Raw genomic sequence first — 22,011 nt, 5'->3', positions numbered from 1 at the left:
TCGAAAGCCCTAATGTTCCCCGGGCGCCCGCTTCGCCCGATGGAGGATGTCCGTGACCGAACCCGCCCGCAATCGTCTCGCCGAGGCGACCAGCCCCTACCTGCTCCAACACGCGGACAATCCCGTCCATTGGTGGCCGTGGGGACCCGAGGCACTGGCCGAGGCGGAGGCGACCGGAAAGCCGATCCTGCTCTCCGTCGGTTACGCCGCCTGCCACTGGTGCCACGTCATGGCGCACGAGTCCTTCGAGGACGATGAGGTCGCCGAGGTGATGAACCGGCTCTTCGTGAATATCAAGGTCGATCGCGAGGAACGGCCCGACATCGACCAGATCTACATGTCCGCGCTCCATACGTTCAACGAACGCGGTGGTTGGCCGATGACCATGTTCCTCGATCCGCGCGGACGGCCCTTCTGGGGCGGCACCTATTTCCCCAAGGAAGCGAAATGGGGCCGGCCCGGCTTCGTCCAGATCCTCGAGGAGATGGCGCGGCTCTGGCGCGAGGAGCCCGACAAGATCGCCAAGAACGCCGACGTGGTCCATCGCCGCCTCGCCGCCCGCGCCGCCACCACGACGCGATCGCCCCTCGGCCCCGACTATCTCGACGCCGTCGCCGAGCGTCTCCTCGGCGTGATGGACCCGGTCGAGGGCGGCACCCGTGGCGCTCCGAAATTTCCGCAGACGCCACTCCTCGAGTTCTTCTGGCGCGCCGCGCGCCACCGCGCCGGCCGCCCTGCGGCCGACGTCGTCCTCCTCACCCTCTCGCGCATGAGCCGGGGCGGCATCTGGGACCATGTCGGCGGCGGCTTCGCCCGTTACGCCGTCGACGATCATTGGCTGGTCCCGCATTTCGAGAAGATGCTCTACGACAACGCGCAGCTCCTCGACCTCCTCGGCCGCGCCTGGAGCGACACCGGCGATCCGTTGTTTCGTGCCCGAATCGAAGAGACCGTCGCCTGGCTCGCCCGCGAGATGACGCTCCCCGGCGGGGCCTTCGCCGCCTCGATCGACGCCGACAGCGAGCATGAGGAGGGCCGCTTCTACGTCTGGAGCGAAGCCGAGATCCGCGACGTCCTCGGATCCGACGCCGACGAATTCGCCGCCGCCTACGACGTCACCCGGGATGGCAACTGGGAAGGCAAGATCATCCTCAATCGCTCCTCGGACCGCACCCGCTGGGGCCGCGACCGCGAGGCCCGCCTCGCCCACTCCCGGGCTCGGCTGCTCGAGCGACGCGCCGAACGCGTCCGCCCCGCCACCGACGACAAGATCCTCGCCGATTGGAACGGCGCGATGATCCATGCCCTGGTCCTGGCCGGTCGCCGGCTCGATCGACCCGACTGGATCGAGCGCGCCGTCGCCGCCTATCGCTTTGTCGCGACCGAGATGGGCTACGACGGCGACCGCCTCGGCCACGCCTGGCGCGATGGCCGGTCGGTCAAGCCCGGCCTCTCCTCCGACCTCGTCCACATGGCCCGCGCCGCCCTGGCGCTCGCCGAAACGCTCGGGCGCAACCCTTGGCTCGACGACGCCCGCCGCTGGATGACCGCGCTCGAGACCCACCACGCCGATCCCGCCGGCGGCTGGTTCCTCACCGCCGACGACGCCGAGGCGTTGATCGTGCGTCCCGCCTCGACGAGCGACGACGCCGTCCCCAATCCGATCGCCATCGGTCTCGACAATTGCATCCGGCTCGCGGTTCTCACCGGCGACGATCAATGGCGCGCCCGCGCGGAGGAGATTCTCGGACGTCTGTCGAGCGCCATGCTCGCCGACATCTTCTCCACCGCCTCGCTCTCCACCGCGCTCGATCTCGCCATCGGCGCGGTCGAGGTGGTCTTGATCGTCCCGCCGGACACCGACGGAACGCCCTTGCGTCGTGTCGTCTTCGAATCGACCGACCCGCGCATCATCCTGTTCGAAACCGAATCGACCGCCGCCCTCCCCGAGACCCACCCCGCCGCCCACAAGCCGGCGGTCGACGGTCTGCCGACCGCCTGGGTCTGTCGCGAGGGAAGCTGCGGCTTGCCGCTGACCGAACCCGGCCCTCTGCGCACCCTGCTCGAGACCGGCCGCTACGTCTGAGCGATCGGCGGAGGATTCACGTGAAACACGAACGGGCCCCGAGATCGCTCTCGGGGCCCGTTGCACATCCGATTCGGTTCGTCGCCGATTCGATCAGGTGTTCATCGAATCGAAGAAGTCGGCGTTGCGCTTGGTCTGGCGCAGCTTGTCGAGCAGGAACTCGATCGCGTCGACGGTGCCCATCGGCGTCAGGATGCGACGCAGCACATAGGTCTTCTTGAGCACGTCGGCGGGGACCAGCAGCTCCTCCTTGCGGGTGCCGGAGCGGGTGATGTCGATCGCCGGGAAGACGCGCTTGTCGGCCACCTTGCGGTCGAGAATGATCTCGGAGTTGCCGGTGCCCTTGAACTCTTCGAAGATCACTTCGTCCATGCGGCTGCCGGTTTCGATCAGCGCCGTGGCGATGATGGTCAGCGAGCCACCGTTCTCGATGTTGCGCGCCGCGCCGAAGAAGCGCTTCGGGCGCTGCAGGGCGTTGGCGTCGACGCCGCCGGTCAGAACTTTGCCCGACGACGGCACCACCGTGTTGTACGCGCGGCCGAGGCGGGTGATCGAATCGAGCAGGATCACGACGTCGCGGCCGTGCTCGACCAGACGCTTGGCCTTCTCGATGACCATCTCGGCGACCTGGACGTGACGTGACGCCGGCTCGTCGAAGGTCGAGGAGACCACCTCGCCCTTCACCGTACGCTGCATGTCGGTCACTTCCTCGGGACGTTCGTCGATGAGGAGGACGATCAGAAAGCAGTCGGGATGATTGGCGGTGATCGAGCGGGCGATGTTCTGCAGAAGAACCGTCTTACCCGTGCGCGGCGGCGCGACGATCAGCGCGCGCTGGCCCTTGCCGAGCGGCGCGACGATGTCGATCACGCGCGCCGAATTGTCCTTCGAGGTCGGCTCCTCCGGCTCCATCTTGAAGCGGCTGTCGGGATAGAGCGGCGTCAGGTTGTCGAAGTTGACCTTGTGACGCGCCCGCTCCGGATCCTCGAAGTTGATCGTGTTGACCTTGAGCAGGGCGAAATAACGCTCGCCCTCCTTCGGGGATCGGATGTGGCCCTCGACCGTGTCGCCGGTGCGCAGCGAGAAGCGGCGGATCTGCGAAGGCGAGACGTAGATGTCGTCGGGACCCGGCAGATAGTTCGCGTCCGGAGACCGCAGGAAGCCGAAGCCGTCCTGCAGCACCTCGACGACGCCTTCGCCGATGATCTCCACCTCCCGCGCCGCGAGCTGCTTGAGGATCGCGAACATCAGCTCCTGCTTGCGCATCGTGCTGGCGTTCTCGACCTCGAGCTCCTCCGCGAAGGCGAGGAGTTCGGTCGGCGACTTGGACTTGAGGTCCTGGAGTTTCAGCTGCTGCATGGGGAGAGGTCTCTCGGGATGACGACCCGGAACCGGCGATGGTCGCATCGCCGGCCGATTGAACGGAGGAGAAACTTGCGTGTCGCGGTGAAGAACCGAAGAGCGTCCGCGGCACGAAGAGGAGGGAGGGCGAAACGATGGAGCGGCTCGGCCGGACCTCCGGATCTTCGATGCGCTCGAACGCTCACGAAGAAATCGTCTCGCAAGATGGGACGGCTGCAAAATAGTCGGTCCTGCCCTGCGTCGCAAGACCCCGGTTGGCGAAATCGAAGGCGTTCCCGCCCGACCCCCCTCAAAACGGCTTGACGATCACCAGGATCACGACGGCGATCATGATCAGGGTCGGCACCTCGTTCATGAAGCGCCAGTGGCGATGATTGCGATTGCCCTCGTCGCGGGCGAAATCGGCGACCGCCTTGGCGAAATAGCCGTGCGCGGCCGAAAGCCCGAGCACCAGCGCCAGTTTGGCGTGGAGCCAGCCGCCGTGAAAACCGAAGACGACGATCGCGATCCACAGACCCGCGACCCATGACACCACCATCGCCGGGTTGATGATGTAGCGCAGGAGCTTGCGTTCCATCACCTTGAAGGTCTCCGAAGCCTCCGACCCCGGCGCGACGCCGCAGTGATAGACGAAGAGCCGCGGCAGATAGAGCATGCCCGCCATCCACGAGATCACCGCGATCACGTGGAGTGACTTGATCCAGTCGTAGGCGCCCGGACCGATCGCATAGATCGACGCGACGAGGATCGCCCCGGTGATCGCCAGAGAAACGACCGTGCGCTTCACCCGCGTCCCGACTTCCGCTCGGCTCGCCGCCATGTCCCTCTCCTCACCGCTTCGCCGCGCGAACCCGCTCGACGAGGCGCGCCATGTTGGCCGGGTCGGCGTCCGGCGTGATGCCGTGACCGAGATTGAAGATCAGACGTCCCGCCCCGAGCCCTTCGAGCACCCGGTCGACGCCCTCGTCGAGAGCGCGGCCACCGACCACCACCCGCATCGGATCGAGATTGCCCTGCACCGCGACCTTGTCCTGGAGCTCGGCCCGCACGAAGGCATGCGGCATGGTCCAGTCGATCCCGACCGCGTCGACCCCGGTCTCGGCGACGTAACGGGCGAGCAGCGCCTGCGCGCCCTTCGGAAAGCCGATCACCCGCGCGCCCGGATGGATCGCCCGGAGACCGGCGACGATCGCCTTGGTCGGCGCGATCACCCACCGCTCGAACTCGCTTTCGTCGAGAACCCCTGCCCAGGTGTCGAAGATCTGCACCGCATCGGCGCCACGGGCGATCTGCCGCGCCAGATAGGCGATCGACGCCTGGACCAGAACGTCGATCAATTTGGCGAACCCGTCCGGATCGCGCAACGCCGCCTTGCGGGCCGGACCCTGATCGGAGGTGCCTCGCCCGGCGATCATATAGGTCGCCACCGTCCAGGGAGCGCCACAGAAGCCGAGGAACGTGGTCTCGGGAGGCAGCGCCCCCCGGATCCTTTCGACCGCCTCGTAGACCGGCCCCAGGCGCTCGTGGATGCGGGTCAGATCGAGCGCACCCACCCGATCGAGATCGAGCGGCTCGAGAACCGGACCTTCGCCCTCCTGGAACGCGACCTTCCGCCCGAGCGCGTCGGGGATCACGAGAATGTCCGAGAAGAGGATGGCCGCATCGAAACCGTAGCGGCGGATCGGCTGGAGCGTGACCTCGCAGGCGAGACCCGGATTGTAACAGAGGTCGAGGAAGCCGCCGGCCTGAGAGCGCGTCGCGCGATATTCCGGCAGATAGCGGCCGGCCTGACGCATGACCCAGATCGGCGGGGGGAACACGCTCGCCCCATTCAGCACCGCCATCATCTTTCGTTCGGTCATGCCGATCTCCCTCCGGGCCGAGTGGCCCACATCCCTTCTCTTCAGAACATTCTTCGAATGAAGTCTGCTGAGACTGTTTGACGGTGGATTACCGGGATCTCGCTCGATCCACAATGACTCACGTGTCACCCCCGATTCTCGACGGCGCATCGGATCGATTCCGGCTCGATGCGAGCGACCACCTCGTTAACGATTCGTTAATCTGTCTTTACAGAACCTTAACGAACTCGTTCGAGACTCGCGCCTGTGGACGAGGAGTCGAGATCTCCCGTCCGGCGCGTCCTCCGTCCCCAACCCGGTATGAGCGTGGCGGTTCGCCCTCGTTCCTTCGTTCCTGTTGATCGAATTGCACGAACGGGAGAGAGTGGCGCCCGCCGCGCCGACCGGCCCATTCGTCCACCGACGCCGGCCCCCCTGGGGACAAACCAGTGAACACCTCGACCAACTTCTTTCATCTTCATCTGATTTCGGATTCGACCGGCGAGACGCTGATCACCGTCGCGCGCGCCGCCGCCGCCCAGTACGAGAAGATCGAGCCGATCGAGCACATTCATCCCCTGATCCGGGTCGATCGCCATCTCGACAAGGCGCTGGTCGAGATCGAGCAGTTCCCCGGCATCGTGCTCTACACCCTGGTCAATCCGGATCTCGCCGCCCGCCTCGATCGGTTCTGCCGCGATCAGGGCCTGCCCTGCGTCTCCGTCCTGGCGCCGGTCCTCGACATCTTCCGTTCGTTCCTGAACGTGACCGAGACCTGGCGCGCCGGCGCCCAGCATTCGCTCGACGCCGACTATTTCAAACGCATCGAGGCCATGAACTTCACCATGGCGCACGACGACGGCCAGCTGCCGCACGACCTCGACGAGGCCGACGTGGTGATTCTCGGCGTGTCGCGCACCTCCAAGACACCGACCTCGATCTATCTCGCCAATCGCGGCATCAAGGTCGCCAACATTCCGATCGTGCCGGAGATCCCGCCGCCGCCGTCGCTGTTCCTGGTGACGAAGCCCCTGGTCGTCGGCCTCATCGCCAGTCCCGACCGCATCGCCCAGATCCGCGAGAATCGGGTTCTCGCCATGGGTTCGAAGGCCTTCGACACCACCTATGTCGATCGCCCCTCGATCGCCGCCGAGCTCGGCACCATGCGTCGGCTCTGCGCCGATCACGACTGGCCGGTGATCGACGTCACCCGCCGCTCGATCGAGGAGACCGCCGCTGCGATCACCGGCTATCTCCGCACCCATCGCCGCGGCTGACGCCACGCATCCGATTCGCCCGAGGAGATCCATGCCGAAGACCCTCGTCCTCGCCTCGCGTTCCCGTTCGCGCATCGCGCTGCTCGAGGGCGCCGGCCTCGCCTTCGCGACCGAACCCTCCGACGTCGACGAACGCGCCGTCGAGGAACCGCTTCTCGCCGCCGGGGCCTCGCCCGGCGCCCTCGCCCTTCATCTCGCGGAGGCCAAGGCGCTCGACGTCGCCACCCGCCGTCCCGGCGATCTCGTGCTCGGCTGCGATCAGACGCTCGGACTCGACGGCGAGCGTTTCGTCAAGCCGGAGAACCGCGCCGCCGCCCGCGCCCAGCTCGAACGTCTGCGCGGCCGCGCCCACGAACTCCACTCCGCCCTCGCCCTGGTCGAGGACGGCACCGTCGTATGGCGCCACGTCTCGGTCGCCGCCATGACCATGCGGCCCTTCTCCGACGCCTTCCTCGACGCCTATTGCGATCGCGCCGGCGACGCCGTGCTCGCGAGCGTCGGCTGTTATCAGCTGGAAGGGATCGGCATCACCCTGTTCGAGGCGATCGAGGGCGACTATTTCACCATCCTCGGCCTGCCGCTCCTGCCGCTTCTCGCCGAACTCCGCCGCCGGGGAGACCTGCCCGCATGACCGCCGCCGCGCCGCGCGCCTTCGTCCTCGGCTGGCCGATCGCCCAGTCGCGCTCGCCCCTGATCCACGGTTTCTGGCTCGCCGAACACGGCCTCGCCGGCTCCTACGAGCGCCTCGCGGTGCCGCCGGAGGAGATCGAATCCTTCCTGCGCGCTCTGCCCGGCGGGGCGTGGGCCGGCGGCAACGTCACCGTGCCGCACAAGGAGGTCGCCTATCGGATCGCTTCCGAAAGGGATCCCGTCGCCGAGGCGACCGGAGCGGTGAACACCCTGTGGATCGACGGCGGAAAACTCTGCGGCGCCAACACCGACGCGCCCGGCTTTCTCGCCAATCTCGACGATCGCTCCGAGGGTTGGGACACCCGACCCGGCGACGCCGTGGTCCTCGGGGCGGGCGGGGCGGCCTCCGCCGTCGCCTGGGGACTGCAGGCGCGCGGATTCCGCGTCCGCCTCGTCAACCGGACGCTCGCCCGCGCCGAGGCGCTCGCCGCCCGTCTCGGCGGAGAGACACGCGCGCACGGCTGGGACGACGTGTCGCGCCTCCTCGTCGACGCGCGCCTCCTCGTCAACACCACTTCGCTCGGCATGACCGGCAAGGACGACATGACGATCGATCTGGCGCCGCTCCCGAGCGATGCCCTCGTCACCGACATCGTCTACGTGCCGCTCGAGACCCCGCTCCTCGCCGCCGCCCGCGCCCGTGGCCTCGCCACCGTCGACGGCCTCGGCATGTTGCTGCATCAGGCCGTGCCCGGTTTCGAGCGTTGGTTCGGGGTCCGCCCGACGGTGACGCCGGCCCTGCGACGCCGGATCCTCGCCGATCTCGGAGGGATCGAATGATCGTCCTCGGCCTCACCGGCTCGATCGGCATGGGCAAGTCGACCACGGCCGATCTCTTCCGCGCGGCCGGTATCCCGGTCCACGACGCCGACGCCACCGTCCACGCGCTCTATCGCGGGCCCGCCGTGGCCGCGATCGAGGCGGCCTTTCCCGGCACCACGCGGGACGGCGGCGTCGATCGCGTCGCCCTCGGCGCCCGTGTCCTCGGCGACGACGCGGCGGTGAAACGGCTCGAGGCGATCGTCCACCCGCTGGTGCGCGCCGCCGAGACCGCCTTTCTCGATACGGCCCGGTCGTGCGGCCGGCGCGTCGTCGTCCTCGACATCCCGCTCCTCTTCGAGACCGGCGGCGACGCTCGGGTCGACGCCGTCGTCACCGTCACGGCGCCGGCCGACGTGCAACGCGCCCGCGTCCTCGCCCGCCCCGGCGCGACCGTCGAGACCTTCGAGCGCATCCTCGCCCGCCAGATGCCGGACGCCGAGAAGCGTCGCCGTTCGCATTTCCTGGTCGACAGCGGACGCGGTCTCGCCCCGGCCCGCCACCAGGTCGAGGGGATCCTGCGCGCTTGCCGGGGGATGAACCGCTGATCGGCGCCGCCCGGACTTGAACCGGAGGCGGCACCCTGATTCCATCGCGGCTCGGGCCGACGAGGGAGAACCGACCGTGCGCGAAATCGTCTTCGACACCGAGACCACCGGCTTCGATCCCAAGACCGGCGACCGTATCGTCGAGATCGGCTGTATCGAGCTCGTCAATCACATCGCCACCGGCCAGACCTTCCACGTCTACATCAACCCGGAACGGACGATGCCGCGCGGCGCCTTCGAGGTGCACGGGCTCTCCGACGAATTCCTCGCCGACAAGCCGAAGTTCGCCGAGATCGCCGCCGACTTCGTCGCCTTCATCGGCGACGCCCGCCTCGTCGCCCACAACGCCGAATTCGACTTCAAGTTCATCAACGCCGAATTCGCCCGCCTCGGCCTGCCGCCGGTGGGCTCGGAGCGCATGGTCGACACGTTGGCGCTGGCCAAGCGCCGCCACCCCGCCGGCCCCAACTCGCTCGACGCGCTGTGCAGTCGCTACGGCATCGACAATTCGCGCCGCGACCTCCACGGCGCGCTGCTCGACAGCGAGCTCCTGGCGGAGGTCTATGTCGAGCTGCTCGGCGGCCGTCAGGCCGCACTCGGCCTCGTCACCGAGGAACCCGGCCGTGGCCGCCGCGCCGACGGATCGGCCGCCGCCGCCCGCTCCGGCCCGCGCACCCGCCCGACCCCGCTCGCGCCGCGTCTCTCCGAGGCCGAATGGACCGCTCATCAGGCCTTCGTCGGCAAGATGGGGGAGAAGGCGCTGTGGACGCACTACGCCGGCCCCGAGCGCCCCGGCGAGAGCTGAGGATCGTCGCCCCCGAAACGAAAGACCCCCGGAGCCGGGCTCCGAGGGTCTCGATCGAAGGCGGAGTGGCGTCGCGTCAGTTGACGGCGGCGGCCTGCTGCGCGGCGTTCTGCTGATAGAGCGCGACGAAGTCGATCGGATCGAGCAGCAGCGGCGGGAAGCCGCCGTTGCGGGTCGAATCGGCCAGGATCTGGCGCGCGAAGGGGAAGAGCAGGCGCGGGCACTCGATCAGCACGAACGGGTGGAGGTGCTCCTCCGGCACGTTCTGGATCCGGAAGAGGCCGGCATAGACCAGCTCGACGTTGAACATGACGGTCTCTTCGAGCTTCGCCTTGGCGGTGAGCTTCAGCTCGACCTCGAATTCGGTCGCCGACAGCGGCTGCGCGCCGACGTTGACGTTGATGTCGATCTGCGGCCCGTTCTGCTGGGGGGCCAGCGAGTTCGGCGCATTGGGGTTCTCGAAGGAGAGATCCTTGACGTACTGGACCAACACGCTCAGGGAGGGGGCCTGGGCCTCTCCGGCGGCGCCGTTTTCTTCGCTCATCGCTGTTCTCCGGCTCGCCCGAACGCCGTGTCCGGGCCGAAATCGTCGCGCGATTGGCTAGCATGCGGGGGGCGCCCGAACAAGTCGAGCGAAGGAAGAGATCACACCGACCCCTCGTACCGAGGCTTCGGAGTTGCTAGATAAGGGGGGAAGTCGCGCGTCGCCCCGCCCGCACCGGGTTCGTCGGCGACATCGAGACGAGGATCCCGATCAGATGCATCTCGATTTCTACACCATCGTCTTCTTCGCCATCGCGGTGGTGATCTTCGTGCGCCTCTACGGCGTGCTCGGTCAGAAGAACGGCTCCGAGCGACCCCCCTTTCAGATCCCCGACGACGCCGACGACGGCACCGCCGGCAACGACAACGTCATCCCGATGACGCGGCCGAGCGGGGAGACGCGTCGCGAGACCGAGGCCGTCGTGGTCGATCACGAGCCGGCGGAGCCGACCGCCCCCGAGACGCCGCTCTCCGCGGCCCTGCGCGCGATCGCCTCCACCGACCGTTCCTTCGATCCGGTCCGCTTCGTCGACGGCGCCAAGATCGCCTACGAGATGATCGTCTCGGCCTACGCCAAGGGCGACCGCAAGGCCCTCAAGTCGCTCCTCTCCAAGGAGGTGATGGAGAGCTTCGGACGCGGCATCGACGAGCGCGAGAAGCGTGGCGAGAAGGTCGACTTCACCTTCGTCGGCCTCGATCGCACCGAGATCGTCGAAGCCGAGAACACCGGCGGCTCCGCCCGCGTCACCGTGCGCTTCGCCGCAAAGGTGATCTCCGTCACGACGGCCGCCGACGGCACCGTGGTCGACGGCGACGCGGCCCGCCTGACCGACCTGATCGACGTCTGGACCTTCGCTCGCGAGCTGAAGTCGTCCGATCCGAACTGGCGTCTGGTCGAAACCCGCGCCGTCTCCTGACGAGACCGGCCGAGCCGCCTCATCCTCCTCCCGGTGGATCGGCGGCTCGGCCGGACGGCGCCGGTCCCGTCGGCCGGCCGCCCTTCCCTCCACGCCCGCGAGTGCCCGCGAGACAGCGATGCAGGATCCGACCGCCGATCTCGTTCCGGTCGCCTTCGACGCCCTCGCCGGCTGGGCGGCGGCCGACGTGAGCGCGAGTTTCGCGGCTTTTCGCCGCGCCGCGCCCCATCACGTCGCGACCCCGCCGAAGACCCGAGCCCTCGGCATCGACGGTCACGCCCTCGCCCGCGCCCATGCCGCCGCTCTCGCCCTGCCGGAGAGGCTCGAGGCCGCCGCCGCCCGCCGCTTCTTCGAGACGCATTTCACCGCGCGTCGGGTGAGGCCGCGCGAGGGGACGCCCTTCCTCACCGGCTATTTCGAGCCGGAGCTCGACGGCACCCGTCGCCCCGGCGATCCGCGCTTCCCCGCCCCTCTCCTCGCGCGCCCCGACGATCTCGTCGACGTCGACGCCGCCACCCGTCCGCCCGGTTGGGATCCCGCCTATGCCTTCGCGCGGCGCACCGAGGACGGCCTCGAGCCCTATGCCGATCGCGCCGCGATCGAGATGGGCGCTCTCGCCGGGCGCGGCCTCGAGCTGGTCTTCGTCGCCGATCCGGTCGAGGCCTTCTTCGTCCATGTCCAGGGCTCGGTCCGCATCCGCCTCGCCGAGGGCGGCACGATGCGGCTCGCATATGCGGCGAAGGCCGGGCACCCCTATACGTCGATCGGCCGGCTCGCCATCGAGCGCGGGCTGATCGCCGCCGAGGCGATGACCCTCGACGTGTTGCGCGCCTGGCTGAAGGCCCATCCGGCCGAGGCCCGCGATCTGATGCGGGCCAATCGCTCCTATGTCTTCTTCGCCGAACAGGCCGATCTCGACCCGGGTCTCGGTGCGGTCGCCGCGGCCGGTGTGCCGTTGACCCCGGGCCTCTCCCTCGCCGTCGATCGCACCCTCCACACCTTCGGCACGCCGATCTTCCTCGACGCCGATCTGCCGCTCGGCACCGACGGCGCAACGGTGCCCTTCCGCCGGCTGATGCTCGCCGAGGACACCGGCTCGGCCATCGTCGGCCCGGCGCGCGGCGACGTCTTCCTCGGCTGCGGCGCCGAGGCCGGCCGTCGCGCCGGCCGCATCCGCCACGCCGCGCGCGACTTCGTCGTTCTGGCGCCGAACGGGGAGGGCACGCGATGACGTCGAGCCTCGGCCGCCGCCGCCGGACCCGCACCCTGAGCGAGGACGAACGCCGCCTCTGGGAGAAGATCGCCGAGACGATCGAGCCGCTGGACCACGGTCATCGCCGCGGCCGCCGCGCCGCCGCCGATCCCGGTCCCGATCCCGAGCCGGCGACGCCCCTCGACGCGGGCGTCGCGATCCCTCCTTCGCCCGCCCCGCCGGCCGCGAGCGTGCCGCGCGGCAAACCGACCGTGGTGCGTCCGACCGGACCGACCCGGCGTGGCGAGACTGCCGGCCGCCTGCCGGTGATTCACGTGAAACACGCCGAGCGGTCCGACGGTCTCGCCCCGGCGGTCACCGCGCCGCCCTCGCTCGCCCGCCTCGATCACCGCACCAAGCGGCGGCTGGTGCGCGGCGTCATCGCCATCGACGAACGCCTCGATCTGCATGGCGCGACCCAGGAGGCGGCGCATTCGATCCTGCGCGGCTTCCTGACGACGGCGCGGGCGCGCGGCGCCCGCATCGTCCTGGTCATCACCGGCAAGGGCAAGGGCAAGGGCGGCGCCGATCCCCACGATCGCGGCGTGCTGCGCCGGGCGGTGCCGCATTGGCTGTCCGAGCCGAGCCTGCGCGAGGTCGTCCTCGGCTTCGAGGAGGCCCATCTCGCCCACGGCGGGGCCGGGGCGATCTATGTCCGCCTGCGCCGCGTGCGCGGGGCGGGGGAGGGCGGCCGATGACCCCGTTCGGTGCCAAGCTGAGAAAACTGCGGTCGGAACGCGGCCTCACCCTGAAGGACATGGCGGCGGCGCTGAAGGTCTCGCCCGCCTATCTCTCGGCGCTCGAGCACGGCAAGCGCGGCGTGCCCACTTGGTACATGGTCCAGCGCATCATCGCCTATTTCAACGTGATCTGGGACGAGGCGGAGGAGCTGCAACGCCTCGCCGAGGCCTCCGACCCGCGCGTCGTCGTCGACACCGCCGGCCTCGACCCGGAGGCGACCGAACTCGCCAACCTCCTCGCCGCGCGCATTCGCGGCCTCTCCAAGGCCTCCCTCAAGGATCTGACCCACCGTCTGCGCGCCGCCGCCGCCAAGGACGGCGCCTGAGGTTCGATCCGCTCCTCCCGTCGTCACGAAAGCCCGCGACGGCCTCGCCCGCGACGCCCCGCGGCCCGTGCCGGCCGGTGGTCGCGGGCGGAGGGTCGCGGCCCACGAGGTGGATCGCCCGCCCGCCCGTCCCGATCGCCGAAAGCGCGGAAAACCGCCGTTCTTCCGCTGGCCGGCGGGTGGCGGCACGGTTCGCGCCCGCCGTCGCCCCGTCCGTGCCTTTGGTCGGGCGCCGGCGTGATCCCGGCGGCCGTCGCCGTCGCGGGCGACCGTCGTAATCCCTTGTTCGTCCGGTGCTAAGCCTCGCTCCGACGCCGTCGATCGGGGGGACGATCGATCGGCGGTCGTTCGATGAGCTTCGCTCGGTTCGGGACCCGCCATGGCTTCGATCGCCTCTCGCGACCACAAGATCACCGTCGTCGGCGCCGGTTACGTCGGCCTCTCCAATGCCCTGCTTCTCGCGCAGCACGAGGACGTCGTCCTCTTCGACATCGATCGCGAGCGCATCGACAAACTCGCCCGGCGCCGCTCGCCGATCCAGGATCCGGAGGTCGAGACCTTCCTCGCCACGCGCGCGCTGCGCCTGACCCCGACCACCGATCCCGACCGCGCCTATCGCGACGCCGAATTCGTGGTGGTGGCGACGCCCACCAACTACGATCCGATCACCAACGGCTTCGACACCACCTCGGTGGTCTCGGTGATCGAGGAGGTGACGCGGCGCCTGCCGAAGGCGATCATCGTCGTGAAGTCGACGGTTCCGGTCGGCTTCACCGCCCGTATGCGCGCGGTCTTCGGCACCGACGACATTCTCTTCTCGCCGGAGTTCCTGCGCGAGGGCCGCGCCCTCTACGACAATCTCCATCCCTCCCGCATCGTCGTCGGGGCCACCGACGATCGCGCCCGCCTGTTCGCGACCCTGCTCGAGCGTGGCGCCGAGAAGAAGAACATCGCCGTCGTCCTGACCGGCTCGACCGAGGCGGAGGCGATCAAGCTCTTCGCCAACACGTTCCTCGCGATGCGCATCGCCTATTTCAACGAACTCGACACGTATGCCATGAGCCGAGGGCTCGATTCGCAGAAGATCATCTCCGGCGTCTGCCTCGATCCGCGCGTCGGCGACTATTACAACAACCCGTCCTTCGGCTACGGCGGCTACTGCCTGCCCAAGGATACGCGCCAGCTCCTCGCGAACTATCAGGACGTGCCGCAGAACCTGATCCAGGCGATCGTCGCCTCCAACGGCACCCGCAAGGACTTCATCGCCGAGACGATCATCGCCCGCGCACCGCGCACGGTCGGCATCCACCGCCTGACCATGAAGTCGGGTTCGGACAATTTCCGCTCGTCGTCGATTCAAGGAATCATGAAGCGGATCAAGGCGAAGGGCATCGACGTGATCGTCTACGAGCCGACGCTCAAACAGCCGGCCTTCTTCAATTCGCCGGTCCTGCCCGATCTCTCCGACTTCAAGCGCCGCGCCGACGTCATCCTCGCCAACCGCCTCGACGTCGAACTGACCGACGTCGCCGACAAGGTCTTCACCCGCGACTTGTTCCACCGGGATTGAGCGGCGCCTCCGGCGATGCGCCGGGTCCCCGTCCGCCGGTGGCGAACGGGGAGACGCGGGCTCAGCCGTTGATGTCGTAGGCGGCGAGCGCCGCCATGTTGACGAGATCGGTATCGCGCGCGCCGAGCGGCACGATCTGCACCGGCTTGTCGAGACCGACCAGCAACGGGCCGATCACGGTCGCCCCGCCCAGCACCCGGAGCATGCCCGACGAGATCGCGGCGGCGTGGAAGGCCGGCATGATCAGCACGTTGGCCGGACCCTTGAGGCGGCAGAACGGATAGGCCGCCATCCGCGCCGGATCGAGGGCGACGTCCGCCGACATCTCGCCGTCGTATTCGAAGTCGACGTGGCGGCGGTCGAGGATGGCGACGGCCTCCTTGACGTGCGCGGTGCGCTCGCCCGGCGGCTGGCCGAAGTTGGAATAGGCGAGCATCGCCACCCGCGGCTCGTAGCCGAGACGACGGGCCGCGCCGGCGGCCTCCTCGGCGATGTCGGCCAGTTCCTCGCCGGTCGGCAGTTCGGTGATCGCGGTGTCGGCGACCAGAACGGTGCGGCCGCGCGCCAGGATCAGTGAGATGCCGATGACCCGGTGGTGCGGCTTCGCGTCGATGACACGGCGCACGTCCGCCATCACCGAGGCGAAGTGACGGGTGGTGCCCGACACCATCGCGTCGGCGTCGCCGAGCGCGACCATCGACGAGGCGAAATAGTTGCGATCGAGGACGAGACGGGCGCAGTCGCGGTAGAGGAAGCCGAGGCGCTGCTGCCGCTCGTAGAGATGGTCGGTGTAGGCCTTGACGCGGGGCGACTCGAGCACGGAGACGATCTCGATGCCTTCGTGGATGTCGATGCCGGCGGCATCCGCCGCCGCTTCGATCCGGTCGCGCCGGCCGACCAGGATCGCCGTGCCGAGGCCCTGGTTGGCGAAGGAGGCGGCGGCGCGGATCACCTGCTCCTCCTCGCCCTCGGCGAACACGACCCGGCGCGGTTCGGCCTTGAGCTTGGAGAAGACCCGCTGGAGCGTGCCGGCGACGGGATCGCGTCGCGCCGAGAGCTGCTGGCGATAGGCATCCATGTCGACGATCGGGCGCCGGGCGACGCCCGATTCCATCGCCGCCTTGGCGACCGCCACCGGGATCTCGGAGATCAGACGCGGATCGAACGGCACCGGGATGATGTACTCCGGTCCGAACTTCGGCCGCACGCCGCGATAGGCGGCCGCGACCTCGTCCGGCACGTCGGCGCGGGCGAGTTCGGCGATCGCATGGACGGCGGCGATCTTCATCTCCTCGTTGATGGTGGTCGCCCGCACGTCGAGGGCGCCGCGGAAGATGTAGGGGAAGCCGAGGACGTTGTTGACCTGGTTGGGATAGTCCGAACGGCCGGTCGCCACGATCGCGTCGGAGCGGATCGCGTGGACCTCCTCCGGCGTGATCTCCGGATCCGGGTTGGCCATGGCGAAGATGATCGGGTTCGGCCCCATCGAGGCGACCATCTCCGGCGTCAGCGCCCCCTTGGCGGAGAGGCCGAAGAAGATGTCGGCGCCGACCAGCGCCTCGGCGAGGTCGCGCTTGTCGGTCTCCACCGCATGGGCCGACTTCCACTGGTTCATGCCCTCGGTGCGGCCCTTCCAGACCACGCCCTTGGTGTCGCAGAGGATGACGTTCTCGGGGCGGAAGCCGAGCGCCTTGACGAGTTCGATACAGGCGATGCCGGCGGCGCCGGCGCCGTTGCAGACGAGCTTGGCGTCCTCGAGCTTCCGGCCGGTCAGATGCAGCGCGTTGATGATGCCGGCCGAGGAGATGATCGCGGTGCCGTGCTGGTCGTCGTGGAAGACCGGGATCTCCATCAGCTCGCGCAGACGGCTCTCGATGATGAAGCAGTCGGGCGCCTTGATGTCCTCGAGATTGATGCCGCCGAAGGAGGGGCCGAGATAGCGCACCGCCGCGATGAACTCCTCGACGTCCTGGGTATCGACCTCGAGGTCGATCGAATCGACGTCGGCGAAGCGCTTGAACAGGACCGCCTTACCCTCCATCACCGGCTTGGAGGCGAGCGCGCCGAGATTGCCCATGCCGAGAATGGCGGTGCCGTTGGAGATGACGGCGACCAGATTGCCCTTGGAGGTGTAGTCGTAGGCGAGCGACGGATCCTCGGCGATGGCGCGCACCGGAACCGCGACGCCGGGCGAATAGGCGAGCGCGAGATCGCGCTGGGTCGCCATCGGCTTGGTCGCGACGATCTCGATCTTGCCGGGCTTGCCCTGAGCGTGGAACTGGAGGGCTTCCTGGTCGGTGACGGCGAGGCGGGTGTTGCGGCCGGCCGACTTCTCGTTCATGTCCATTCTCGGTCTCCCGGGGGGGCCGCCGTTCGCGGCGCCTCGTTCGTCTCGTCCGGCGCGGATCGGCGCGCGGCGAGGGGAGGCGACCATAGTCGGCCCCCTCGTCGCGCTCAAGACGGGGAATGGGCCCCGTGGCCTCACTCATTGGTCTCGAGAGCGGCAAAATCGGTTCGATTCGCGCGGCCTCGATCGCGCGCCGCCCGGACGAGGCGCCACGGTCCCCGAACTTGGCCCCGATGCGGGCGATCTCGAAATCGGTGAACGCGCGCGAGAAGGTGCCTCCCGGCTGTCGCACCGCGCGCCCGCGTCGGCTATCTTCGCCCGCAACCCCGCCGCCACCGCTCCGACGAAGACCTTTGCCCATGTCCGACGCCGCCTCCCGTGACGATGCCGATCCGCGCCCGACGCCGGTCATGGAGCAGTTCCTGGAGATCAAGGCGGCCAATCCCGACAGCCTCCTGTTCTATCGGATGGGCGACTTCTACGAGCTCTTCTTCGGCGACGCCGAGGAGGCCTCGCGCGCGCTCGGCATCGTGCTCACCAAACGCGGCAAGCATCTCGGCGAGGACATCCCGATGTGCGGCGTGCCGGTGGTGCGCGCCGACGAATATCTCCAGCGCCTGATCGGCCTCGGCTTCCGGGTCGCGGTCTGCGAGCAGCTCGAGGATCCCGCCGAGGCGAGGAAGCGCGGGTCGAAGGCGGTGGTCCGCCGCGACGTCGTCCGTCTGGTCACGCCCGGCACGATCACCGAGGACACGCTGCTCGACGCCGGCCGCGCCAACCACCTGCTGGCGATCGCCCGGGTCGGCGGCGAAGGCGAGGGCGCCCGCTGGGGCCTCGCCTGGGTCGACGTCTCCTCCGGTTCGTTCCGCGTCCTCTCCACCGATCTCGCGGGCCTCTCCGCCGAGATCGCCCGGATCGAGCCGCGCGAGATCGTGCTGGCCGAGAAACTGTTCGAGGACGAGGCGCTGAAGCCGCTGATCCGGCACGAGAAGATCGCGCTCACGCCGGTCTCCGCCGCCCTCTTCGACGGCGCCACGGCGGAAGCGCGCATCGCCGCCTATTTCGAGGTGGCCGCCCTCGACGGCTTCGGCCGCTTCGAGCGGGCCGAGCTTTCGGCGATCTCAGGCGTCGTCGCCTATGTCGAGAAGACGCAGGTGGGCCTGCGCGCCCGGCTCGAGCCGCCGCGTCGCGAGGGCGAGGACGGCGGCACCCTCTCCATCGATCCCGGCACCCGCGCCAATCTCGAGATCATGCGCACGCTCTCCGGCGAGCGGCGCGGTTCGCTGCTGGCGGCGGTCGATCGCTGCGTCACGCCGAACGGCCAGCGCCTTCTCGCCGAGCGCCTCGCCGGCCCCTCGACTTGCGTTCCGGTGATCGGTCGGCGCGCCGATGCGGTCGCCTTCCTGCTCGAGGATCCGAGTTTCCGCCGCCAGTTGCGCGAGGCGCTCGCCTCCGCCCCCGACATGCTGCGCCCGCTCGGCCGCCTCGCGCTTCAACGCGGCGGTCCGCGCGATCTCGCCGCGATCGGCGCCGGCCTGACCGCCGCCGGCACCATCGGCGCCGCGCTGGCGCGCCTGCCGGTGCTGCCGGAGGAACTGGCGCGCGCCCGCGACGCCGCCCTCGAGGCGCCGCAGGACCTCGCCGAGGCGCTCGCGACCGCATTGGTCGACGAACCGCCGCTGCTGCGACGCGACGGCGGCTTCGTGCGCGCCGGCTGGTCGATGCCGCTCGACGAGGCGCGCGAACTCTCCGCCGACAGCCGCCGCCTGATCGCCCGGCTCGAGGGCGACTACGTGCTCGAGACCGGCATCAAGTCGCTCAAGATCCGCCACAACAACGTCCTCGGCTTCTTCGTCGACACCACCCCGGCGCATGCCGACAAGCTGACGAAGCCGCCGCTCGTCGAGCGCTTCGTCCACCGCCAGACGCTCGCCAACGCGGTGCGCTTCTCCACCGTCGAACTGTCCGATCTCGAGGCCAAGATCGCCTCCGCCGGCGAACGCGCGCTCGGCATCGAAAACGAGATCTTCGAGGATCTCGCCGCCCGCGTGCTCGCCGCCGAGGCGCCGATCCGCGCCGCCGCCGAGGCGCTGGCGATCCTCGACGTCGCCGCCTCCTTCGCCGAGATCGCCGACGCCGAGGGCTGGGTCCGGCCGATCGTCGAGGAGGGTCTCGCCTTCCGCATCGAGGGCGGCCGCCATCCGGTGGTCGAACAGGCGCTCCGGGCGGGAAGCGGCGAGCCCTTCGTCGCCAACGACTGCGACCTCGGCCCGCGCGGGAGCGAGACCGGCGGGCGCCTGATCCTGGTCACCGGCCCCAACATGGGCGGCAAGTCGACCTATCTCAGACAAAACGCGCTGATCGTCCTCCTCGCCCAGGTCGGCGCCTTCGTGCCGGCTCGGGCCGCGCGGATCGGCGTCGTCGACAAGCTCTTCAGCCGCGTCGGCGCCGCCGACGATCTGGCGCGCGGCCGCTCCACCTTCATGGTCGAGATGGTCGAGACCGCCGCCATCCTCAATCAGGCCGGCCGCTCGGCGCTGGTCATCCTCGACGAGATCGGCCGTGGCACCGCGACCTTCGACGGCCTGTCGATCGCCTGGGCGACGATCGAGCATCTCAACGCCGTCAACGGCTGCCGCGCCCTCTTCGCCACCCATTACCATGAGCTGACGGCGCTCGCCGATCGCCTGCCGCGCGTCGCCAACGTCACCTCGGCGGTGCGCGAGTGGAAGGGCGACGTGGTCTTCCTGCACGAGATCGTCGCCGGGGCGGCCGATCGGTCCTACGGCATCCAGGTGGCCCGCCTCGCCGGTCTGCCGGCCAAGGTGATCGACCGCGCTCGCCAGGTGCTGCGCCAGCTCGAGGAACAGGACCGCAAACGCCCGAAGGAGGCGCTGATCGACGAGTTGCCGCTGTTCTCGGCGCTGAAGGCGCCCGCCCCGGCCCCGGTCCCGGCGGCCGTTCCGCGCGAGGACCCGCGTCTCTCGAAGATTCTGGAGGCGATCGCGGCGATCGATCCCGACGACCTCACCCCGCGCGCCGCGCTCGACGCGCTCTATGCGCTGAAGGCGCGCGTCCGCACGATCGAGGCCGGCGACTGAGCCCGTTCACGGGAAAGCCGGATTCCTCCGCACATCCTGTCGATCCCAGCGATCGCCCTCGGCGCGAACCGGAGCCCGTCATGCTCGAACACGTCGATCTGCCCCTGATCCTCGCCGCCGGTCTGATCGGCGTGGCGAGCCCCGGCCCCTCGACCCTGGCGATCGCCGGGACCTCCATGGACTACGGCCGCCGGCGCGGGCTCGCGCTCGCCACCGGGATCACCTGCGGATCGCTGACGTGGTCGATTTCGGCGGCGCTCGGGCTCGGCACGGTGATGCTCGCCAATGCCTGGGTGTTCGAGGTGCTGCGCTGGGCCGGCGCGGTCTATCTCGCGTGGCTGGCGGTCCGCTCGGCGCGGGCGGCGCTGCGGCCGGGTCTGGTCGCGACCCGCGCCGTGCGGGCGCGCTCGACCGCGCAGACCGTGCTCCAGGGCTTCGCCCTCCACGTCACCAATCCCAAGGCGATCCTGTTCTTCGGCGCGCTCTATTCGCTCGGCGTCCCGGCGGACGCGACCGCCTCCGAGCTCGCGGTGGTGGTCGCGGCGGTCGGCCTGCAGAGCGCGCTGGTCGTGCACGGCTACGCGCTGCTCTTCTCCAACCGGGTCGCGACGGCGGCCTATCTGCGGCTCCGGCGGTGGTTCGAGGGTGCCTTCGCGATCGCCTTCGGCGCGGCGAGCTTCGCCGTCCTCACCGCGAAACTGCGCTGATCGCGGGCCGCGCGGATCCGAAGATCGGCGTTCGCGCGCGCGGTCACGCCGCCCGGCGCGAGGCGTCGGCGCCGTAGAAGTCGACGTAGCGCTGCGCGATCTGCTTCACCGGCATGACGATGAAGACGTCGGTGGTGCCGAACTGATGGTCGACCACGGCGCCGTCGCCGACCTTGGCGCCGACCCGGAGATAGCCCTTGATCAACGGCGGCAACGCCTTCATCGCCGCACGCGGATCGATCGCTTCCCTCGAGAGGCGGTCCATCGCGGTGTGGCGATGGGGCAGCGCGCGGACGCTCCAATCGGCGTCGGCCAGACAATGGTGATGCAGGAACGACAGGGGCAGGGCGAGGCGGCTCGGATCGGTGCCCTCGAGGCTGGCGCAGCCGATCATCGCGTCGATGCGGTGGCGCTGCACATAGGCCCAGATGCCCTGCCACAGGAGCTCGAGCGTGCGCTTGCCGCGCCACGCCGGCAAAACACAGGAACGGCCGAGTTCGAGGAATTCGAGGCCGGGGCGGGCGTCGAGCAGCGGCTGGAGGTCGTATTCCCCGGCCGAATAGAAGCCGTCGTGCCGCTCGGCGACCGACCGGCGCAGCACCCGGTAGGTGCCGACGATGCGCGGCCGCGTCTTGCCGAAGGGCTTGATCTCGGGATGATCGTGATCGAGCACGAGGATGTGGTCGCAGATCGCGTCGAAGCGATCGGCGTCGCGCCGGCTCATCATCGTCCAGGCGTCGGCGATCGCCGACATCTCCTCGTAGAACACCCGGAACCGCAGTTCCTGCGCCCGCTTGACCTCGCCGACGGTGCGGGCGAGCCGCACCTCGAGATTGCCGATCCGGCCGAGCGACTCGTCCTTGGCGGTGCCGACCAGCGGACCGACCGGCAACGGCACGCCGAAACCGGGGAGCACGTTGACGCGGCCCGAGGGCAGCCGGCGCGGCGGTACGAATCGGCCCAGAAACGGCAACGCGGGAGTGGCGGGGGCGACGGCGCGGGACATCGGCGGACCTCGTGAAGCGCGAGTTCGCACGGCACCGGATCCGGTCGACCCGTGCCGGAGCATCGGGCGATTCG

At 69.4% G+C, this 22,011-nt stretch carries 19 protein-coding genes; 13 read left to right on the top strand and 6 right to left on the bottom strand.

Translation table 11 applies throughout. The features are described 5' to 3' along the window. The first annotated feature begins 46 nt into the window (after positions 1 to 46). Positions 47 to 2,086 (top strand): thioredoxin domain-containing protein, encoded by a 2,040-nt coding sequence (locus tag J3S89_RS19075; RefSeq protein ID WP_217929594.1) that lies wholly within the window; start codon positions 47 to 49, stop codon positions 2,084 to 2,086. Between the two features lie 93 nt (positions 2,087 to 2,179). Here J3S89_RS19075 and rho read toward each other — a convergent pair whose 3' ends face one another. The 3 genes from rho to hemE form a co-directional block, all read right to left on the bottom strand. Beyond that, a complete protein-coding gene (gene rho / locus J3S89_RS19070) occupies positions 2,180 to 3,445 on the bottom strand; it encodes a transcription termination factor Rho (protein WP_217929593.1) in 1,266 nt (421 codons plus the stop codon). 292 nt (positions 3,446 to 3,737) lie between these two features. Then, entirely contained in the window at positions 3,738 to 4,268 is a 531-nt protein-coding gene (gene hemJ / locus J3S89_RS19065; protein WP_217929590.1) for a protoporphyrinogen oxidase HemJ, read from the bottom strand. Positions 4,269 to 4,278: 10 nt separating this feature from the next. Next, complete coding sequence (gene hemE / locus J3S89_RS19060; RefSeq protein ID WP_217929588.1) at positions 4,279 to 5,310, bottom strand: uroporphyrinogen decarboxylase; 1,032 nt, start codon at positions 5,308 to 5,310, stop codon at positions 4,279 to 4,281. Between the two features lie 428 nt (positions 5,311 to 5,738). Between hemE and J3S89_RS19055 the strand changes: the two genes are divergently transcribed. The 5 genes from J3S89_RS19055 to dnaQ all read left to right on the top strand — a co-directional run bounded on the left by J3S89_RS19055 (position 5,739) and on the right by dnaQ (position 9,428). Then, positions 5,739 to 6,566 carry a pyruvate, water dikinase regulatory protein gene (locus J3S89_RS19055; RefSeq protein WP_217929587.1) on the top strand — a complete coding sequence of 276 codons (828 nt, stop codon included), beginning with the start codon at positions 5,739 to 5,741 and terminating at the stop codon, positions 6,564 to 6,566. A 31-nt stretch (positions 6,567 to 6,597) separates the two neighbouring features. Then, on the top strand, positions 6,598 to 7,197 hold the full coding sequence (locus J3S89_RS19050; protein WP_217929586.1) for a Maf family protein: 600 nt from the start codon (positions 6,598 to 6,600) through the stop codon (positions 7,195 to 7,197). Further along, positions 7,194 to 8,036 (top strand): shikimate dehydrogenase, encoded by an 843-nt coding sequence (locus J3S89_RS19045; protein ID WP_217929585.1) that lies wholly within the window; start codon positions 7,194 to 7,196, stop codon positions 8,034 to 8,036. Before J3S89_RS19050 ends, J3S89_RS19045 begins: the two co-directional genes overlap by 4 nt. Next, positions 8,033 to 8,623, top strand: coding sequence for a dephospho-CoA kinase (coaE, locus tag J3S89_RS19040; protein ID WP_217929584.1), 591 nt, complete (start codon positions 8,033 to 8,035; stop codon positions 8,621 to 8,623). The genes J3S89_RS19045 and coaE overlap by 4 nt, the downstream gene beginning before the upstream one ends. Positions 8,624 to 8,699: 76 nt before the next feature. Then, positions 8,700 to 9,428, top strand: a complete 729-nt coding sequence (dnaQ, locus tag J3S89_RS19035; RefSeq protein WP_217929583.1) for a DNA polymerase III subunit epsilon — start codon at positions 8,700 to 8,702, stop codon at positions 9,426 to 9,428. A gap of 76 nt (positions 9,429 to 9,504) precedes the next feature. Here dnaQ and secB read toward each other — a convergent pair whose 3' ends face one another. Next, entirely contained in the window at positions 9,505 to 9,972 is a 468-nt protein-coding gene (gene secB / locus J3S89_RS19030; protein WP_217929582.1) for a protein-export chaperone SecB, read from the bottom strand. A gap of 214 nt (positions 9,973 to 10,186) precedes the next feature. On the opposite strand from secB, the gene J3S89_RS19025 reads away from it, so the two are divergent. The 5 genes from J3S89_RS19025 to J3S89_RS19005 all read left to right on the top strand — a co-directional run bounded on the left by J3S89_RS19025 (position 10,187) and on the right by J3S89_RS19005 (position 14,776). Further along, on the top strand, positions 10,187 to 10,888 hold the full coding sequence (locus tag J3S89_RS19025; RefSeq protein ID WP_217929581.1) for a Tim44/TimA family putative adaptor protein: 702 nt from the start codon (positions 10,187 to 10,189) through the stop codon (positions 10,886 to 10,888). 118 nt (positions 10,889 to 11,006) lie between these two features. After that, positions 11,007 to 12,119: a murein transglycosylase A gene (gene mltA / locus J3S89_RS19020; protein ID WP_217929579.1), complete on the top strand. Its 1,113-nt coding sequence runs from the start codon at positions 11,007 to 11,009 to the stop codon at positions 12,117 to 12,119. Then, positions 12,116 to 12,838: a Smr/MutS family protein gene (locus J3S89_RS19015; protein ID WP_217929576.1), complete on the top strand. Its 723-nt coding sequence runs from the start codon at positions 12,116 to 12,118 to the stop codon at positions 12,836 to 12,838. Before mltA ends, J3S89_RS19015 begins: the two co-directional genes overlap by 4 nt. Then, positions 12,835 to 13,206, top strand: a complete 372-nt coding sequence (locus J3S89_RS19010) for a helix-turn-helix domain-containing protein (protein WP_217929574.1) — start codon at positions 12,835 to 12,837, stop codon at positions 13,204 to 13,206. The genes J3S89_RS19015 and J3S89_RS19010 overlap by 4 nt, the downstream gene beginning before the upstream one ends. Before the next feature lie 379 nt (positions 13,207 to 13,585). Then, positions 13,586 to 14,776, top strand: coding sequence for a nucleotide sugar dehydrogenase (locus tag J3S89_RS19005; RefSeq protein WP_217929573.1), 1,191 nt, complete (start codon positions 13,586 to 13,588; stop codon positions 14,774 to 14,776). A gap of 61 nt (positions 14,777 to 14,837) precedes the next feature. Here J3S89_RS19005 and J3S89_RS19000 read toward each other — a convergent pair whose 3' ends face one another. Beyond that, on the bottom strand, positions 14,838 to 17,117 hold the full coding sequence (locus J3S89_RS19000; protein WP_217929569.1) for an NADP-dependent malic enzyme: 2,280 nt from the start codon (positions 17,115 to 17,117) through the stop codon (positions 14,838 to 14,840). Positions 17,118 to 17,482: 365 nt separating this feature from the next. On the opposite strand from J3S89_RS19000, the gene mutS reads away from it, so the two are divergent. Next, positions 17,483 to 20,224, top strand: a complete 2,742-nt coding sequence (gene mutS / locus J3S89_RS18995) for a DNA mismatch repair protein MutS (protein ID WP_217929567.1) — start codon at positions 17,483 to 17,485, stop codon at positions 20,222 to 20,224. A gap of 80 nt (positions 20,225 to 20,304) precedes the next feature. Beyond that, entirely contained in the window at positions 20,305 to 20,931 is a 627-nt protein-coding gene (locus tag J3S89_RS18990) for a LysE family translocator (RefSeq protein ID WP_217929566.1), read from the top strand. Between the two features lie 43 nt (positions 20,932 to 20,974). On the opposite strand, the gene olsB is transcribed toward J3S89_RS18990, so the two are convergent. Further along, the gene (gene olsB, locus J3S89_RS18985) at positions 20,975 to 21,937 is read right to left on the bottom strand and encodes a l-ornithine N(alpha)-acyltransferase (RefSeq protein ID WP_217929563.1); all 963 of its coding nucleotides are present in this window, start codon (positions 21,935 to 21,937) and stop codon (positions 20,975 to 20,977) included. Between the last annotated feature and the right edge of the window lie 74 nt (positions 21,938 to 22,011).

It is taken from the genome of Pinisolibacter aquiterrae (assembly GCF_019160155.1).
GTDB lineage: Bacteria > Pseudomonadota > Alphaproteobacteria > Rhizobiales > Ancalomicrobiaceae > Pinisolibacter > Pinisolibacter aquiterrae.
The sequence above is the reverse complement of the archived record's forward strand: the minus strand, read 5'-3'. Positions and strand labels throughout refer to the sequence as shown.

Coding starts and splice junctions, on each gene's coding strand:
- hemJ (WP_217929590.1), bottom strand. CDS start 4,268: ATGGCGGCGAGCCGAGCGGAAGTCGGGACGCGGGTGAAGCGCACGGTC.
- J3S89_RS19025 (WP_217929581.1), top strand. CDS start 10,187: ATGCATCTCGATTTCTACACCATCGTCTTCTTCGCCATCGCGGTGGTG.
- olsB (WP_217929563.1), bottom strand. CDS start 21,937: ATGTCCCGCGCCGTCGCCCCCGCCACTCCCGCGTTGCCGTTTCTGGGC.
- hemE (WP_217929588.1), bottom strand. CDS start 5,310: ATGACCGAACGAAAGATGATGGCGGTGCTGAATGGGGCGAGCGTGTTC.
- J3S89_RS19015 (WP_217929576.1), top strand. CDS start 12,116: ATGACGTCGAGCCTCGGCCGCCGCCGCCGGACCCGCACCCTGAGCGAG.
- mutS (WP_217929567.1), top strand. CDS start 17,483: ATGTCCGACGCCGCCTCCCGTGACGATGCCGATCCGCGCCCGACGCCG.
- J3S89_RS19050 (WP_217929586.1), top strand. CDS start 6,598: ATGCCGAAGACCCTCGTCCTCGCCTCGCGTTCCCGTTCGCGCATCGCG.
- J3S89_RS19000 (WP_217929569.1), bottom strand. CDS start 17,117: ATGAACGAGAAGTCGGCCGGCCGCAACACCCGCCTCGCCGTCACCGAC.
- rho (WP_217929593.1), bottom strand. CDS start 3,445: ATGCAGCAGCTGAAACTCCAGGACCTCAAGTCCAAGTCGCCGACCGAA.
- J3S89_RS19005 (WP_217929573.1), top strand. CDS start 13,586: ATGGCTTCGATCGCCTCTCGCGACCACAAGATCACCGTCGTCGGCGCC.
- J3S89_RS19045 (WP_217929585.1), top strand. CDS start 7,194: ATGACCGCCGCCGCGCCGCGCGCCTTCGTCCTCGGCTGGCCGATCGCC.
- J3S89_RS19075 (WP_217929594.1), top strand. CDS start 47: ATGTCCGTGACCGAACCCGCCCGCAATCGTCTCGCCGAGGCGACCAGC.
- coaE (WP_217929584.1), top strand. CDS start 8,033: ATGATCGTCCTCGGCCTCACCGGCTCGATCGGCATGGGCAAGTCGACC.
- J3S89_RS18990 (WP_217929566.1), top strand. CDS start 20,305: ATGCTCGAACACGTCGATCTGCCCCTGATCCTCGCCGCCGGTCTGATC.
- secB (WP_217929582.1), bottom strand. CDS start 9,972: ATGAGCGAAGAAAACGGCGCCGCCGGAGAGGCCCAGGCCCCCTCCCTG.
- mltA (WP_217929579.1), top strand. CDS start 11,007: ATGCAGGATCCGACCGCCGATCTCGTTCCGGTCGCCTTCGACGCCCTC.
- J3S89_RS19010 (WP_217929574.1), top strand. CDS start 12,835: ATGACCCCGTTCGGTGCCAAGCTGAGAAAACTGCGGTCGGAACGCGGC.